Genomic DNA, 16,748 nt, shown 5'->3' on the forward strand with positions numbered 1-16,748 from the left:
AAATTATTTTACGGAAAATCGTATTTGATATAATATTTGTTTTTTAACTAGTATACTAATAAATAAGGAAATATTAAATAGATATTTATAATTATTTACTTCTGCACATATCCAATACCTGATAAGGCGGATTTGCATTTTTTTTTAACACTATATTCCTAGCCCTGATAGTTCCGAAGTCTCGGGAGGAAAATCCTTTTTTATTGTTTTTCACAATAAAAAAGATTGGAATGATAGCAGGAATAGCTCTAGAAAATTTAAAAAAAAAGCATAACCACAAAGTGTGTCATTTCGTAGGAGCCCCGAGCGATAGCGAATAGACGAAGTAAATCTTCGTGAGTAGCTCCGCATAGAAAATCGTCAATCTTTGTAGAGTTACTCGCGAAGATTTCTCGTTCCTCGAAATGACAAGATTGGAGAAAACTGTGTGTCTTTGCTATAGCTCGGGTCTCCTTCGTCGAAATGACAAAAAATGAGAATAGAAACTTTGCGGCTCCGCTTCTTTGCGAGATTCTTTTATTATTTCGGTTTCATAAGCCTTCGACTACGCTAGGGATGACAATAGGGGATGACAAAAATGAGAATAAAAACTTTGTGAATTTCTGCGCTATTTCGTGAATTTCTGAGAAACTTTCGAGCATAAAAAAAGGACGATACTTTAAAAGCATCGTCCTTTAGGGCAATTTTTAATGTGCATTTTTAAATCCTTTCAGATTCTTAAATGCGGGAATTAATAATTGCGTACAGTTCTTTGGATAATCTAATAAAAAAGAAAGCTAAACGTTGGTTATTCGTTTATAACATCGCCTTCTTTAATTTCTTCGCTGGCAAGTTTTATCAGTTTATCATTGGCATTTAAGTCACCAAAGATTTCGATTTTATCATCGATTTCTCTTCCTTTTTTCACGTTGATTCTTGCTGCTTTATGGTTTACTATTTTTATAACATAAACACCTTCGGCAGAACTTACAACGGCAGTTTTAGGTGCTACAAACGTGCTGTCTTTTGCATTTAGCGGAAGCAAAACTTCGGCAACCATTCCTGGTAATAAATCTCCGCTTGTATTGTTCACGTCCATTTCTACGCGTTCTGAGCGTAGTTTTAAATCTAACGCTCCCGACATACGTTGTATTTTCGCTTTAAAAGTATCTGGCGATGATTTTACATTAAAACTCATTTCGTCACCTTGTTTTAAATATCCTGTATAAAGTTCTGGGATAGAAACGGCAAGACGCAATTTTGTTTGTTCCTGGATTGTTAATAACGGCAAATCCGATCCTTTGCCAGATGGACCAACATAAGCACCTAAATTGACATTTCTTGCGGTTACAATTCCGTTAAAAGGCGCACGAATTTCCAGATAACCTCTCATAATTGCCACTTCTTTATGCGAAGCCACCGCTGCTTGGTATTGTGCATAATCAGAATTCTTTTTTCCGTTTGCCATTTCTAAGTCATTTTTAGAGATTGTTCCTTCGACTTTACTAGTTTCATAAAGACGGTTATAGGTGCTTTTGCTTGTATTGTAAATCGCTTCCATCGATTTTAATCTCGATTCGGCAGCTGCAAGTTGCGAACTAATTTCGGGTGCTTCTAAAACTATCAAAAGTTGTCCTTTGGTTACTTTCGAGCCAATATCTACTTTAAGTAATTTTACAAAGCTGCTCACTTTTGCATATAAATCTACTTGTTGGAAACCAGATAATTCTGCTGGCATTCTTAGCTCGGTTGTTAACTTCTCTTTTTGCAAAAGAAACGTTTCTGTTTTGGGTTCGATTTCGGCAACAGCTTCTTCTTTCTTGCCCGAATTACAGCTGCTTAATAAACTTATTGCTACTAAAAATAGCATGGTCGATTGTAATATTTTATTTTGCATTTTTTGGATTTAATGAGGATATATAATGAATACTTTCTTCGTCTTCTGGATCTAAAGAAACAGATTGTGTGGTTGCTTTTTCTTGTGCCCACGCAAAAATTAATGGCAAAATAAGCAGTACTGTAAAGGTCGAAAAGAATAATCCGCCGATAACCGCACGCCCTAATGGTGATACCTGATCGCCACCTTCGCCATGACCTATTGCCATAGGTAACATTCCTGCAATCATCGCCACAGAGGTCATGATAATAGGACGAAGACGCAATGCTGCAGCCTCACGAGCCGACTCTAATGCATTGCCATTGTGTTTACGTAATTGCTCGGCATTTGTAACCAATAAAACGGCATTGGCGATAGAAACCCCAACCGACATAATGATTCCCATATACGATTGTAAGTTTAATGTAGATCCTGTAATTGTAAGCATTAATAAAGCTCCTAAAACTACTGCAGGAACTGTTGTTAGGATTACTAATGACACTTTGAACGATTGGAAATTTGCCGCCAACATTAAAAATATCACGAAAATTGCAACCAATAAACCTACTTGTAAACTGCTTAGTGTTTCTACCAATACCTTACTCATACCAATTGGGCTAATGAATAATCCGCGTGGTAACTCTCCTAATGAATTTATAGTTGCATCTACATCTTTTACTGCCGTACCCAAATCGGTTTGGCTAATGTTGGCTGTAACTGTAATGTAAGGCATAGCACCTAAGTTGTCATTTTCTCCACTCACAAATCCCGGTGTAATTTTGGCAACATCGCTTAAAACAGGACGAAGCGAATTTTTTAATACTGGAATTTCGCCAATATCGGTTTTGCTTTTCATGTTGTTTAGCGGCACTTGTACCTGAACGCTATAGGATAATCCAGCTTTTTCGTCGACCCATGTATTTTTCTCCGTATATCTTGACGATGAGGTCGAAGCAACCAGAGAACGTGAGATATCATTCATATCAACGCCTAATTCGGCAGCACGAGTTCTGTCAATATCTATATTCATTGCTGGATAATGTATTGGTTGCCCAATTTGCACATCTCGGAAATAGGATATTTTCTTTAGTTTCTCGACTATTTGGTTAGCATAAAGCTCATTTCGTTTTTTGTCTTTTCCGGCAATTCGTACTTCAATAGGAGTTGGAGAACCTTGGCTCAATACTTTATCAGTAAGTTCGATAGGTTCAAAAGAGACTTTTACATCTGGAAGAATCTTTTTAAGTCTGTTTCTAAATTCATCTTTAAATTCATCCATGTCGGCATGATAGTCTTTTAAACTTACCTGAAAAACCGCTTCATGTGAACCTGCCATGAATAAATAAATTGGGTTTATAGAAAACAACGATGGGTGTTGCCCAACATATACAGATGAAATTCCGATATGTTCCTTACCAACCATTTTGTTTAATTCTTTCAGTACTAAAATTGCTTTTTCTTCGGTACGTTCTAAACGAGTTCCGTCGGGAGCACGCATTCTTAGTTGGAACTGACTTGAGTTTACTTTTGGGAAAACATCTTTTCCGATAAAGGTAATTAGTACAATTGCCAAGAAGGTAATTCCGAAAAGATAGGCGAGTGTTACTCCTTTTTTATGAGGAAACAAACGGTTTAATGTTTTCATAAATCGGATTCTGAATTTCTCAAAATGACTTATTTTTCCATCATTATTAAAATCGTCTCTTTCGACCATTTGTTTTTTCTGAGTAATCAAATCTTTCTCTGACTCAGGCGTTAATCCGCAATCATTAAATTCAGCTTCATCATCGGTAATACCAGGCGCGTGTGCATGAATAGGATGGGCTTTCATTAACCAGTTTGCCATAACTGGCACAAAAGTTTGTGATAGCAAAAACGAAATAACCATCGAGAATCCAATTGCTAATGCAAGTGGTAAAAATAAGGCTCCCGGAATTCCGACCATGGTAAATGCGGGTGCAAATACAGCAAGAATACAAAGAAGAATCAATAGTTTAGGCAATGCAATTTCCTGACAGGCATCCCAAATGGCGAGTGCCTTGGGTTTTCCCATATCGAGATGCTGGTGAATATTTTCGATCGTAACGGTACTCTCATCTACCAGAATTCCTATGGCAAGAGCCAATCCGCTTAAAGACATTAAGTTGATGGTTTGTCCGAATAACTTCAGGAATAAAACTCCCGAGATAATCGAAATAGGAATTGTCAAGATTACGATTAAAGCAGCACGTTTGTCACCAAGGAAAAGTAAAACCATTAATCCGGTTAATACAGCTCCGATGATTCCTTCGGTAATTAAACTTTTAACCGAATTGATTACATAAACGGATTGGTCAAACTCATAAGATAATTTTACATCTTCGGGTAATGTACTTTGTATTTTAGGTAATTCTGATTTTAATTTCTGAACCACATCCCAAGTCGAAGCATCTCCCGCTTTGGCAATACTTATATAAACCGAACGTTTTCCGTTTACCAAGGCATAACCAGCCGTAATATCGGCACCATCTTTTACAGTTGCAACATCGCCTAATTTTAAGTTCTGAACGCTTCCCTTAAACAACGGAATGTTCTCAAAATCTTTAACTTCTTTAATCGTGTTATTGGTTGGCGTAATATAATTTTTATCGCCCATACGAACGTTTCCTGAAGGAGCTGTTTGGTTGTTTACACGTATAGCTTCAACAATCTGGTCGGGTGTCATATTATGCGAACGCAACAAATCGGGATCTACATTTACCTCGATTGTTCTTGGGCTTCCGCCAAAGGGTGCCGGAGATAATAAACCGGGAATAGAGGTAAAGGAGGCACGAACATAGACATTGGCTAAATCCTGCAGCTCATTGTTTGATCGTATTTTACTGCTTAATACCAATTGCCCAATAGGCAAAGACGAAGCATCAAAACGGATGATAAATGGTGGTTGCGTTCCCGGAGGAAATGCCGCTTGAATTCTATTAGATAATGAACTCAATTCGGCAGCAGCCTGTGCCATATTTGTGTTTTCGTAATAGGTTAATTTCATAATCATTAACCCTTGAATATTCTTAGTTTCTACCGATTTTACTCCATTGGCAAAAGGTAGAATATTGACATAATTTTTGGCAAAATAAGCTTCCATCTGGTCAGGTGTATAACCACCAAAAGGATGTGCGATATAAATAACCGGTAAATTCATTTTCGGAAGAATATCTACCTTGATATCCTTAATAGCACCAATTCCGAAGAAGAATAAACCTGCAACCATAACCAGTATGGAAATGGGTTTGCGAAGTGCAAAACGTATTAAATTCATTAGGATCTATAATTAAAATTCATTTATAAATAAGTCAAAATTACCTGTGGCAGCAGCCTTGAGTAAGAAAGATTGCCAAACATTATTATTGACAATATCACGGTCTATTTCGGCACGATTTAGCGTATATAGTGTTTGGGTAATATCGGTTAATGTCGTTAATCCGTTTTTGTATAAAGTGGATTTCTGTAAGTACGCCTGAGCTGCTGCCTTAACCTGAATAGGGGCTTCGACATAATTATCCATCGTGATTTTAATTTTTGCGTCGGCAAGATTTAATTGTGCTTTAAGCTCGGTATCAATCTGGTTGTATTCATCTTGTAATCCTTGCGAAATAAATTTTTGAGCACTTACTTGTTTGCTTGTTCTAAAAGGCGTAGTAAGATTCCAGGTAATTCCAACTCCTACCAGATAATTGGTTCTGTCGGGACTAATACCATCAATATAATTTCGGTTAAAAGAAGTTTGATCTGTAACATAATCGGAGTTAAATCCTGATGCTCTGGTTTGCAAAACGCCAAACATACTCATCGTTGGGTAATAACTTCTCTTGTATAATTTAACTTGTTGATTGCTGTAATCAATTTTGCTTTTGTAGTATTGAAGTACTGGATGCAAACTATCATTAGATTCTGTAGGTTGTATCATTTCTTTCGGAATCTGACTCACAAACAAAGTATCTGGAATAAAATCCTGAGTAGGAACACCCATTAAAATAACGAGTTTGCTGTTTTGTTCTTTTACAAAATCCTTAGCCTGATTTAATGCGATTTTAGTACGAGAAACTTCGGCTGTAGCCAATGTAGAATCTACTCCGGCAAGTAATCCGTTTTTCACTCTTGCCACGGCAGTGTTCTTAAAAACTATGGCACGTGTTAAGTTCTTTTGCTGAGAAATTAATAAACGTTGGCTTGCCAGTAAATTAAGATATGCCGCAGAGATTTTAATTTCTTGCTGAAATTTTTCTTGTTGCAAATCATTCTCACGACTTTGAACTTCGACTTTGGCAAGATTAATTTTTTGTTTGATTTTTCCGAAAGTAAAAAAATCCCAATTCATGTTAACCAGATATAATGCTCCAAACGAAGCGTTCCAGTTTTGCTCTGGCAATGCAGGACCAGAAGAGGCAGTTCCTAAACCATTAAAACCATATAAGGCACCATTCTGCCCATTTATGGTTCCATAATCTTGTTGTGCAGATAGGTTTAAATTGGGTAAATAATCCCGATTTGCTTGCTTTAGCGTTTCTTTGGAGGCATTAGCATAATTGCTTTTTGCTTTGACACTACCATAATTTTCAAGACCTGTTTTAATAGCATCTTTTAATGATAGTGTTTGGGCAAAGCTTGCCGAAACGGAAAACAATAAAAATAATAAGGCAATTTTTTTGAAATACATAAAACTCTAAATAAGAAATTATGAAACAAAAATATTTTACTTGTGCCGAAATAACAGTTCTTAAATGATGTAATGCGATAATAAATGACGAATTGAATTGGTCATTTATTGATCTTAAAAACTAAAAAAATGTGGTTAATTTGTAAACTATTTAAGTATTAAAAATGAATAAGAAGTTTAACAAGATATTGGATAACAAATGGTGGCAAGAAATTGCTGTTATAGCCTTTTCGTTTACAATCTACACGTTAAAAAATGATTGGATGTTATTTAGTTCTTTGGCATCTATTTCTATGGGCGTTTTTTTTTACTTGGTTTTATACATGCATGCCCAGTTTAACCGTTTTTTTATTCTTCCTATTTTATTTAAGGATCAAAGACCATTAACATACATATTCCTCACACTCCTTGGAGTATTGCTGTTTTCGATAGTTTTATATGAAATAACGACATTGGATATGTTCAATAAATGTCGTTTGTACCAAAACTCACATCAACGAAGTTACGCCTATCAGCTGGCAAGTGTATTAGGAACATTGGTATGTATTCTGAGTCCGATAATTGTTTTTAAATTTTACAGGATTCATAAAAAGCAAACCGATGAAACATTGTTGTTTAATCAGATGCAGCTAAATGCTCTTAAAGGACAATTAAATCCTCATTTTTTATTCAATACGTTTAATACGCTTTACGGAATTAGTCTTGAATTTCCTGATCGTACACCCGATTTAATCATGAAAGTGTCGCAATTAATGCGTTATCAGCTTGAGAGTAATAACAAACAATGTGTATCGCTGGAGGAGGAACTTTCGTTTATTAATAGTTACATACAATTAGAAAAAGAACGAGTAGGGTATCGCTGTGATATTACTTATGACTGCAAGATTGATAATGAGAATGCTTATAAAGTTTCGCCAATGTTATTGATTGCTTTTATCGAAAATGCTTTTAAACACGGAGCTTGTGCAATAGAGAACTGTTTTGTTCGTATTTTTATCACGGTCGAAAATGGGTTGTTGCATCTTCATGTGATAAACTCGATTCCAACTAAAAAAACAAATGTTATTTCGACTAAAATAGGGTTGAAGAACACTATCGAACGTTTGAATTTAATTTATGGTAAAGAATATAAATTAGATATTCAGGATGATAATAATACGTATATCGTAGATTTAAAATTGCAACTCAAGAAGTTTGTATAAAATGAAAGAGCCAAAAAAATGTATTATTGTCGATGATGAGCCTGCTGCGCATTATGTTTTGGTGAATTATATTAAGCAAAATCCACAATTAGATTTAGTGTTTCAATGTTATAATGGCATTGAAGCCATGAATTATCTTAGGGAGAATAAAGTCGATTTAATGTTTCTTGACATTAATATGCCTGAAATAACCGGTATAGAATTATTAAAGATTATCCCAACGCCACCAAAAACAATCCTGACAACTGCTTACTCAGAATTTGCTTTGGAAAGTTATGATTATGGAGTTATCGATTATTTGCTAAAACCTATATATTTCCCCAGATTTTTAAAAGCAATTGACCGTTTCTTTTCTATCGAAAATGTTCAGAATAAACCTGCTGAAATTATTGCTAATACAGTTTCTGTAAAAGTAGATGGGCATTTTATCGAACTCGAATTAGAGAGTTTATTATTTGCACAAAGTTTTGGTAATTACGTAAAATTACACACTACAAAAAGAACTTATCTGGCATCTATTACAACCAGCGAATTCGAAAAAGGCCTTCCTGAATTGGGTTTTATGCGCATTCATAAATCTTATATAGTTGCTCTGGATAAAATAGAAGCTACAGATAAAGATTTTGTTGTAATTAAAAAGGAACGATTGCCTATAGGAATTACTTATAAAAGAGAATTACTAGATAGATTGAAGAATAAAAATATTCTTTAAATACCAATGCTTATAAAAGTTTAATTAGACGCTTACACAAATTTAAAATTGTTACAAAAAGTTAACCATGTAAGTGATGTAAGTTCAGTTAAGTTTTAAGTTGACTAATCACACTTATATTTACTTTCATCACTTACATGGTTTAAATAGTTTTAAGTTGGCGACTTGGCGTCTTTGCGAGAAAATTTACACTCTCTCGTAATCGCCTTTCCAATTGGTAATAGATTTTTTGATAGAATTTCCAGAGAGATTTTCATCCAGCGCTTTTTCGATTAGTAGATTGAGTTCATTATCTGGACTAAATCGTAATGCAAATATTTGTTCATCGGTTAATTGGTCTTCGATAAGTTCCAATCTTTTTCCTGTAAGTGACAAATACCGATATCGAAGTTCTAGTTTTACGATTCGGTTTTGTAACGTTAATGCATAATGCTGACGGAGCATAAATCCTAATCCTAATAAAACAACTAATATCAGACTTATAAAAATCCAGATAATTGTGTCATCGGTTGTAAAGGAAAAATAGATACTAAAAACAAGTAATATTAATAATACGGGATAATAAACAAAATGATGAGGTTTATAATACCGAATGTGATTGTTGTAGGATTGTGTTTCCATTTGAGTTAGTTTTTTTAAAGGTAATCAAAACTGTAACTTATCAAATGTTATTTATCAATACGTTAAGAGTTTAAATAAAAAAGAAAACCTTCAAAATATGTATATTGAAGGTTAGTTTTAAAAAATATATACTGTTTATTTTAAGATTACAACTTCTTCTGGTACGACAAATAACATGGTGCATCCGTTTTTAGAAAATGCCGAATGTGTACTTCCTGGTGGCATATACAAATAATCGCCACTATTTAATTGGTCTGCGCCAAAGCGTATATCCCCTTCCAAAACATATATTTCTTCGCCAGCAGGATGACTATGATTAGGGTAGGAGGCACCTGCATCAAATTTTAATAAAAAAGTAGGAGGTCTTTGTGTAGCTTCGTCAAAACGTAGAACTTTTACATAAACTCCGTCTGTTTTTATTCCTTCTTCTACTAGCGGTTTCCAATTGGTTTCGTTACTTTTTGTGATTTGCTTTTTCATTTTGCGTATAGTTTAAATTAGAGTTAGTTTTTGTTTTTAAGAAGTATTTCGTCAATACTCCAACGGTATTGTGGCATTGTAGCCAAAAGAAATGCGGCTGCAGAAAATACCAAGACCGAATAATCTAATGGATCTTTAATACCAAAAGAATAAGTCATTGCGAGAGCAAATAATAATGTAAGGATTGCTGCTCCTGTTGCTGCTAATCGGGTTTTGTAGCCAATCAAAAGCATTAATGCAAACAGGGTTTCTAAAAGTGTACTTAGTATTGCAATAAGTGAAATACTGTTTTTGGGAGCAAAGGAATTTACTTTCTCAGCATAGGCAATAAAGTTTTGCCATCCCGAAGAGTATTCTCCCCATAAACCTAAACGGCTGGAAACTGCCGATAAAAAGCCAATTGCTAGCGCAATACGTAATAGCAAAGTTGCTGTGTCCTGATGTTTTTTCATTTACTTTTTTATTAGTAATTATTATCAGGACAAAGGTGCAATATGGTTATTCGCTAAAGAATAGAGAATATTAGAAAAAGCATGTACTATTAGATCATGACTTTTTCTTTATATGATTTAGGAGCAATTTTGGTGTGTTTTTTGAAAAAATTAGAGAAGTAAAAAGGATCGTTGAAGCCTAACATATAGGCAACTTCTTTTACCGATAATTTCTCGTAGGTAAAAAGTCGTTTTGCTTCGGATATGATTAGCCCAAAAATTACATTCTGTGCCGTTTTGTTAGTATGAAGTTTCGAGAGTTCGTTTAGTTTAGATTCTGTAGTACCAAGTAAGGTGGCAATTTCGTTTACTGATAAGTTTTTCTCGAAGTTTTTAAGTATCGTTTCCAGAAAGGCAAGAAATAAAGCATCGGGTTTATAAATTTCGTCACCACGATTTATTTTAGAACGATTTATTTCAATCAAAATTAACTCAATTCGGCTGTGTGTAGAAATTAGATATTGATAAGGGGTTTCGGCTAATTCTTTTTCGATTAATTGCAATTCTTGTAATACGGCTTCACTATTATCTACAGGAATAACTTCGTTCATTGCAAAATGGCAAAACAAACCATTATGAAAAATTAATTCGATGTCATTATCATTTTTACAGAAATAATCATAAGTAAATTCAAGAACAATTCCTTTGGCATTATGAATGTTTTTAAAATAATGAATCTGACCTGAAGTAATGGTAAGAACAGTATTTCCTGTTAGCTCAAATTCATTTTCATCTACAGAAATAGTTACTGAACCCGAAGTACAAAAGATTAAAACATATTTTAAAATTCGTCTCGGTTTTTCTAAACCAATTGTCTTGTCAAAAGTTTTTATATCAATCATTTAGCTTCTTGTAATTTTTGTTCTAACCAAAAGTAAGAATAAATGGTTTGTGTTATATGGCTAAATAGTAATTTATTAAAACCATGAACTTTTAATAAAAGAAACCATGTAAGTTATGTAAGTTCATTTAAGAGAAGTAGTTAAAGCTTATATTTTCTTAAATGACTTAAATGGTTTTGAGTTATACAATTTGATAAGTGTTTTTGTTTTAGTAATTAATATTTCCATTTATTTCTGGATTCTGCGCTATCTGCAATAAGTTCGTTTAAGCGTTTTATTCTTGTAGTTTCCTGTTTTGCGCTCATGACCCAATTTTTTGAAACTTTTTTATAAGAAGGTGCAAGTGTTTGAAAGAAATCCCAAGCTTTTTCATTGGTTTTAAAAATTTCCTCAAATTCATCAGAAAAGTGAACTTCTTCGATTTCGTGCGTATAAATTCTGGATTTATCTTCTTTTCGTAATTTAAAACTAGCAATTCCTGCGGGTTGCATTAATCCTTGTTCGGTTAAATCTTCGACCTTTTTAATATTTATAGCACTCCAAATACTTGTAGCTTTTCTGGGTGTAAAACGTATGGAATAACTATCGGCATCAACAGATCTGCGAACGCCATCAATCCAGCCAAAGCAAAGTGCTTCATCTACAGATTGTGACCATGTCATGCTAGGTTTATTGCTGTTTACTTTATAAAAACCAACTAATAATTCAGTTTCGAGTAGGTGATTTTGGGTTAACCATTTTCTAAATTCAGATTGGTTTTCGAAAAATATCGGACTCATTTAATTTGCTTCTACTAGTTTTTTTATTTCGACCAAAATCGGATTCCAACCTTCTCCATTATTTAAAGCCTTGCAATATCTTCTTTGTCCATCTGCCACAGTTGAGTAATCGCCTTGAGAAACATTCAAGATTGTTTTCCCGCTATTGTCCGCCAATTCATAGGTTACATTTAGATAATTTTCTGGAATATCGGGAATAGTAGAATTTGGGTCAAAAGTAGAATAAATAAGTTTTTTATTAGGCTCGATGCTCACAATATGCCCTTTTACAAAAACTAAGTCCTGACCTTCGTAATTGGCTTGCCAAAGAAGTTCACTTCCTACTTCCCAATCAGACAAAGCTTCGCAACCAAACATATAAACTTTTGTTTTTTCAGGATTTGTCAATGCGTCCCATACTTTATGGGCAGGAGCATTTATCTCGATACTATTGTTAACTGTTAATTGATTTGCCATGATTATTTTATTTTAACTTGTTGGGTGTATAAAAAAATCAACACATAGTGACATAAATTTATAACTTAAGATGAATCCTAGAAGACATCTTTGTCATGTTATTTAAGCTATGTTACTATGTGTTAACAGAAACTCTATTCTAACAGGTTAATTATTTACTTAAGTAAAATAAAGAACTGTTATTTATTCAACAGCTTTTGCAGCTTCCAGAATTAGTTCTAATACTCCTTTTGGATGTGAAGCCAATGAAGCATGACTTGCGTCTAAATGAATTATTTTTTTAGGATTCATTCTGTTTGCCATTTCTATTTGAGTTGCAGGAGGAATCATATGATCGTTATTGGATACCTGATACCAACTTGGTTTAGTTTTCCAGGCTGGTTCTCCAGATTCTGCTCCAAAACAACTACCATGAATAGGTTTTTGTGCCAAAGCCATAGTCAGGGTATCTTTTTCATTTAAATCCTGACAGAAACTTTTATGGTATTCATCATATTTAATCCATAAAAAACCTTTGCTATCAGGATATATACTTGCTCCGCCCGCTGGTTGTTCTCTGCGTCCGAATATACCACCCAAACTTTCGCCTTTATCTGGTGCAAATGCCGCAATATAAACCAAACCTACTACTTTGTCATGATGTCCTGCGCCGCTTATTACAGAACCTCCATAAGAATGTCCTACTAATAATACTTTGCCATCCTGTGCATCTATTAAATCCTTTGTTTTTTGGATATCATCATCTAGTGATGTTAAAGGATTTTGTACGCTTCGCACTTTGTATCCTTCTTTATGCAAAGCAGGAATAATATGTTGCCAATGTGAGCCATCGCCCCATGCTCCATGAACCAATACAATGTTTAAATCTTTTGTTGCCATGATAATAATTTTTAGTTAAATCAATTTTTAGTTAAATCAATTTTTTTAATGCATAGGTTTTATCTCATTGGGACTTTATTTTAATCACCTATTTGATGTGTATGTGTAGTATTTTTTTGTAATGTATGCAATAGGAATCCCGATGCAAAAAATCAATATTAGGATTGATAATAGTAGCGGAAAATCTAAACTTTTGGCAGGTAGTATTGGAAAAACAATTGGCAGAACAACTAGGTTCATTATAATCCAAACAAAAATTCCATATAGTACTCCTGAGATTATAGTATTATTTTTTAAAAACGAAATGTGTGGATAAATTTTAAAATAGAATAAAGCAAATATGGTCGCAATTATAAAATGAAATGCGAGTCCGTAAAATGCCATTTTTGTGTCGCCCGAGTAGGCATCTTGTTTAAAAACACCACTAGCTATAGATTGTAAAATTTTAAGAGCAGTAGTTTTTTGTAAAATAACGGCATAAATAAGAATAGGGGTTATAATATCCAATGTGCCAGCAACTAAACCTGATAATAAAACTGTTCCAACTTTTGATTTCATGTAGATGATTGTTTATGTTTAGTGCTTAAAATTAATTGGTAAACTTACTGTCTTGTTACTTCCTGACAAATATTATTTAATTGTTTTATATGTCTTTGTATATGAATAAGAGAAAAATTAATCCATTCATAAATTGTGAATTTTCCAAATGTTGGAATTTCTGAATTGAGACATGTTAAAGTTAAATCATAAGTTTCGGATACATGCAATAATTCTTCTTCTATTTTTTGCAGAGATAAAGTTAGCGAATTTTTATTGTATTTTTTATCCAATGGTATTATGAATTCTGGAGCTTGCATTTTTATGGTGAAGTTTAGAAAAAGAGCTGCTATATCTTTTACTTTTTCGTCGGGTTCACGAGTTGTTTTTTCTGTTGGACCACTGCACATTTCAGGATAACCAGAACTCGCCAGGATGAGGTGTTGTAGTACTTGCCCTGCTGTCCAGCTTCCTTCATAAGGAACGGTGTTTAGCTCCGTTTCTGAAAGTGAAGAAAGTATTTTGTAGAGCTGCTCAAATGTTTCAGTGATTTTTTTTTGGAGTAATGTTTTCATTTTATTGATTAATTAAAGGTTGTGTTTATTATCTATTTACAGATGATGTTATCCACCATACATTACCAAAAGGGTCGGTTACACCACAGGTTCTGCCATAATCCTGATTACTTAATTCCATAAGTGTTGTGGCGCCATTAGCTAGAGCTTTTTTATAGGTTTCATCGGCATTGTCTACATAAACAAATAAGTTCGCTGGTTGAGGTTTCCATTGCTCTGTTGCATCGGTAAACATTATTGTGCTTCCGTCAATTGTTATTTCTGAGTGTCTTATTGTTTCTCCATCTTCATGTAGTTTATGCATACTTGTTATTAGTTGTGCATCAAAAACATTTTTTGTAAAGTCTATAAATTTTAAAGCTCCCTTTAGCATTAAATAAGGCATTACAGCTTGATGTGTTGTTGGGATTTCCATCTTTCTATAATTTTAAGTTTAACAATAGAATAAAATTACACTTTTTAATGTTTTTAAGGTATTAAAAATCAGTTATTTGTGAGTTTGTTTTATCACGGAAGTACCTCGCAATGATACCCATACGAATTAAGTAGTTCGATTATTTTTTTATTTGAAATCTTCAGATCATGAATACGCAAAATTTTATCACAATCTTCTAAGTCAAAGTTTATATTGCCATTAGGGAAATGCTCAAGAAGTTTTGCAACAATCATTTGGGATTGCTCTACTTCTTGAACATTTGTTTTGAAAACTTCTATCATGGGTTTTCTGATTTTAAACTATAACGTATTGATTGTTAGTTTATTTTTGAACTATTTATTAAAATATTAGTCTGGTTTTAATTCTATCTAATTCTTTGCGAAAGGAACGCGGATGATGCGGATTTACAAAAGTAAAAATGCAGATTAAAAACGGATTTTTAAAAATAATAAATGGAAAATCCGTTTAATCTGTGTTTTCGCGATAGCGAATCTGTTTAATCCGCGTTCCTCTATAGACAAATAGATTTATGAATTTAATTGGATGCTTTATAGCTCAATAATTTGTGATAGCTGGTGTATGAGATTACTAATATCGCTAGAAAAATTAATGGGAAGAATGTTAGAAAGCCAATTCCATCGACAGCACAATGACTAATTGAAGCAAATATGAAGTCGAATGCAAAACCTGCATAAGCCCATTCTTTAACACGATTAGGGATTGTAGGGATTACTAATAATAATACGCCAACGATTTTAAATACAACCAATGCATTTCCGAAGTATTCGGGATAACCTAAATGTCTGATTCCTTCTTTTGCTACTTCAGTTTGTGAAGTAAAGGCTGGCATAACTCCTTCAAATAGGAAAATGATAATGGTTGTTACCCAGAAAATAATTTTTGTTGATTTCATTTTGTTAGTTTTTTAAGTGGTTATTAATTACTTATACAAACTTACAGTTGTTCTTTTTTTGATTAAATACGCATTTACGACTAATTTAGGGGCGTATGCGACAATCGCTTTTTTTATACTATTAAGGTTATTTAACCATTAAGAGATTAAGGAAAGTTAAGTTTTTTGTGTTACTGATTAGGAGGATTACGATGAATGGAACGCGGATTAAACGGATTTTTTCTACCATTAAGAGATTAAGGAAAGTTAAGTTTAATGCCACAGATTAAAAGGATTAGAAGGATTTTTTTATCTTTTCACAGACATTTACTCTCATTTTTGTCACCCTGACGTAGGAAGGGTCTCCGCTAGTAGCTCGACATAGATTATGGAGTTTCTGGTGGAGATGCTGCTGTTCCTCAGAAAGACAATATTATGAGAATTAGATTGTCAAAAACTTAGCGGTCTTTGCGTATCCCGAAGCGTCGGGATTGTGTTCTTTACGGTTAATTTCCTTAATCACTTAATGGCTCAAACTTTATCACTCACTTTTTAAAATGTAATTTTTTATAATAAACAAGTCTTCAAAGCCAAGTTTAGTGTAGATGCCTTTTCCCATTACGGATGCTTGTAGTAATGCATATTCGGCTTTTAAATTTATTGAGAGATTAAGTGCATATTTCATGATTTCTTCGGCGAAACCTTTTCTTCTCATTTCTGGGATAACGCCCACACCATGGATTCCGACGTTATTTTCGGTTTGGAATAACATAAAAGTGCCTATTGGCTGGTTTTGGTAAGTGACTAAATGAAATTGTACTTCGTTATAATTATGAATTAGTATCTCTTTGCTAATCACATAACCAAATGCATTTGGATATAAATCAGACCAGATTTTAGCATCTTCACTATTCCAAATACGTTTAAATTCTAGTATGTTTTGTAGTTCAAATGGTTTGTCTAGTTTTAATGCCATTGCTACTTGTTCGGTTTTCTTTATCAAACCTTTAGCTTCCAAGATTTCATTAGAATTTGTTCCGTAAATATTCCAATACGGAATTACCAAATTAGCATTGGATTGTAGTGTTTCAATTGCTTTTTCGGCAATATTCGGATTAATATCCTGATTGAACCATAACTTATTTGGCCAACCTGAATTTTCTATTTTGCAATATTCGAAAGTTTCATTTTTATGGTTCGATTGAAAAGGCGATCCTACCGTTTTCCATAAACTGGTAAGATTACTAATATTGTCCTGGATTAGGGTTGTATTTGTTTTCATTTTCGATTGTATTTAT

At 33.7% G+C, this 16,748-nt stretch carries 18 protein-coding genes; 2 read left to right on the forward strand and 16 right to left on the reverse strand.

The window, feature by feature from the left end:
* Nucleotides 1–787: 787 nt before the first annotated feature.
* From AC3IPI_RS15720 to AC3IPI_RS15730, 3 genes are read right to left on the reverse strand one after another with little or no spacing between them, the layout of a single operon-like run.
* On the reverse strand, nt 788–1,876 hold the full coding sequence (locus tag AC3IPI_RS15720) for an efflux RND transporter periplasmic adaptor subunit (protein ID WP_489153918.1): 1,089 nt from the start codon (nt 1,874–1,876) through the stop codon (nt 788–790).
* Nucleotides 1,866–5,150: an efflux RND transporter permease subunit gene (locus AC3IPI_RS15725; protein WP_489153920.1), complete on the reverse strand. Its 3,285-nt coding sequence runs from the start codon at nt 5,148–5,150 to the stop codon at nt 1,866–1,868. The genes AC3IPI_RS15720 and AC3IPI_RS15725 overlap by 11 nt, the downstream gene beginning before the upstream one ends.
* A 12-nt stretch (nt 5,151–5,162) precedes the next feature.
* Nucleotides 5,163–6,548, reverse strand: coding sequence for a TolC family protein (locus tag AC3IPI_RS15730; RefSeq protein ID WP_489153922.1), 1,386 nt, complete (start codon nt 6,546–6,548; stop codon nt 5,163–5,165).
* Nucleotides 6,549–6,712: 164 nt separating this feature from the next.
* Here AC3IPI_RS15730 and AC3IPI_RS15735 point away from each other — a divergent pair, with 164 nt between their 5' ends.
* Both AC3IPI_RS15735 and AC3IPI_RS15740 read left to right on the forward strand, forming a co-directional pair.
* Entirely contained in the window at nt 6,713–7,750 is a 1,038-nt protein-coding gene (locus tag AC3IPI_RS15735; RefSeq protein WP_039115800.1) for a sensor histidine kinase, read from the forward strand.
* A gap of 1 nt (nt 7,751) precedes the next feature.
* Nucleotides 7,752–8,462 (forward strand): LytR/AlgR family response regulator transcription factor, encoded by a 711-nt coding sequence (locus AC3IPI_RS15740; RefSeq protein ID WP_039115798.1) that lies wholly within the window; start codon nt 7,752–7,754, stop codon nt 8,460–8,462.
* 186 nt (nt 8,463–8,648) lie between these two features.
* Here AC3IPI_RS15740 and AC3IPI_RS15745 read toward each other — a convergent pair whose 3' ends face one another.
* The 13 genes from AC3IPI_RS15745 to AC3IPI_RS15805 all read right to left on the reverse strand — a co-directional run bounded on the left by AC3IPI_RS15745 (nt 8,649) and on the right by AC3IPI_RS15805 (nt 16,732).
* Nucleotides 8,649–9,083: a DUF6526 family protein gene (locus tag AC3IPI_RS15745; RefSeq protein WP_489153925.1), complete on the reverse strand. Its 435-nt coding sequence runs from the start codon at nt 9,081–9,083 to the stop codon at nt 8,649–8,651.
* Between the two features lie 135 nt (nt 9,084–9,218).
* A complete protein-coding gene (locus tag AC3IPI_RS15750; RefSeq protein ID WP_489153927.1) occupies nt 9,219–9,563 on the reverse strand; it encodes a cupin domain-containing protein in 345 nt (114 codons plus the stop codon).
* Between the two features lie 23 nt (nt 9,564–9,586).
* Entirely contained in the window at nt 9,587–10,015 is a 429-nt protein-coding gene (locus tag AC3IPI_RS15755) for a DoxX family protein (protein ID WP_489153929.1), read from the reverse strand.
* A gap of 89 nt (nt 10,016–10,104) precedes the next feature.
* Entirely contained in the window at nt 10,105–10,896 is a 792-nt protein-coding gene (locus AC3IPI_RS15760) for a helix-turn-helix domain-containing protein (RefSeq protein ID WP_489153931.1), read from the reverse strand.
* Between the two features lie 215 nt (nt 10,897–11,111).
* Complete coding sequence (locus AC3IPI_RS15765) at nt 11,112–11,675, reverse strand: YdeI/OmpD-associated family protein (protein ID WP_489153933.1); 564 nt, start codon at nt 11,673–11,675, stop codon at nt 11,112–11,114.
* Complete coding sequence (locus AC3IPI_RS15770) at nt 11,676–12,131, reverse strand: SRPBCC domain-containing protein (RefSeq protein WP_489153935.1); 456 nt, start codon at nt 12,129–12,131, stop codon at nt 11,676–11,678.
* A gap of 183 nt (nt 12,132–12,314) precedes the next feature.
* A complete protein-coding gene (locus AC3IPI_RS15775; protein WP_039115785.1) occupies nt 12,315–13,010 on the reverse strand; it encodes an alpha/beta hydrolase in 696 nt (231 codons plus the stop codon).
* Between the two features lie 84 nt (nt 13,011–13,094).
* Nucleotides 13,095–13,568 carry a DUF1440 domain-containing protein gene (locus tag AC3IPI_RS15780; RefSeq protein WP_489153937.1) on the reverse strand — a complete coding sequence of 158 codons (474 nt, stop codon included), beginning with the start codon at nt 13,566–13,568 and terminating at the stop codon, nt 13,095–13,097.
* Nucleotides 13,569–13,612: 44 nt separating this feature from the next.
* Nucleotides 13,613–14,122: a DinB family protein gene (locus tag AC3IPI_RS15785; protein WP_489153939.1), complete on the reverse strand. Its 510-nt coding sequence runs from the start codon at nt 14,120–14,122 to the stop codon at nt 13,613–13,615.
* 28 nt (nt 14,123–14,150) lie between these two features.
* Entirely contained in the window at nt 14,151–14,537 is a 387-nt protein-coding gene (locus AC3IPI_RS15790) for a VOC family protein (protein ID WP_039115780.1), read from the reverse strand.
* Between the two features lie 92 nt (nt 14,538–14,629).
* Nucleotides 14,630–14,839, reverse strand: a complete 210-nt coding sequence (locus tag AC3IPI_RS15795) for a hypothetical protein (RefSeq protein WP_039115779.1) — start codon at nt 14,837–14,839, stop codon at nt 14,630–14,632.
* Nucleotides 14,840–15,093: 254 nt separating this feature from the next.
* Nucleotides 15,094–15,471 carry a DoxX family protein gene (locus AC3IPI_RS15800; protein ID WP_489153942.1) on the reverse strand — a complete coding sequence of 126 codons (378 nt, stop codon included), beginning with the start codon at nt 15,469–15,471 and terminating at the stop codon, nt 15,094–15,096.
* Between the two features lie 520 nt (nt 15,472–15,991).
* A complete protein-coding gene (locus AC3IPI_RS15805; protein ID WP_489153944.1) occupies nt 15,992–16,732 on the reverse strand; it encodes a GNAT family N-acetyltransferase in 741 nt (246 codons plus the stop codon).
* Between the last annotated feature and the right edge of the window lie 16 nt (nt 16,733–16,748).

This window comes from Flavobacterium sp. GL_143 (assembly GCF_057834355.1).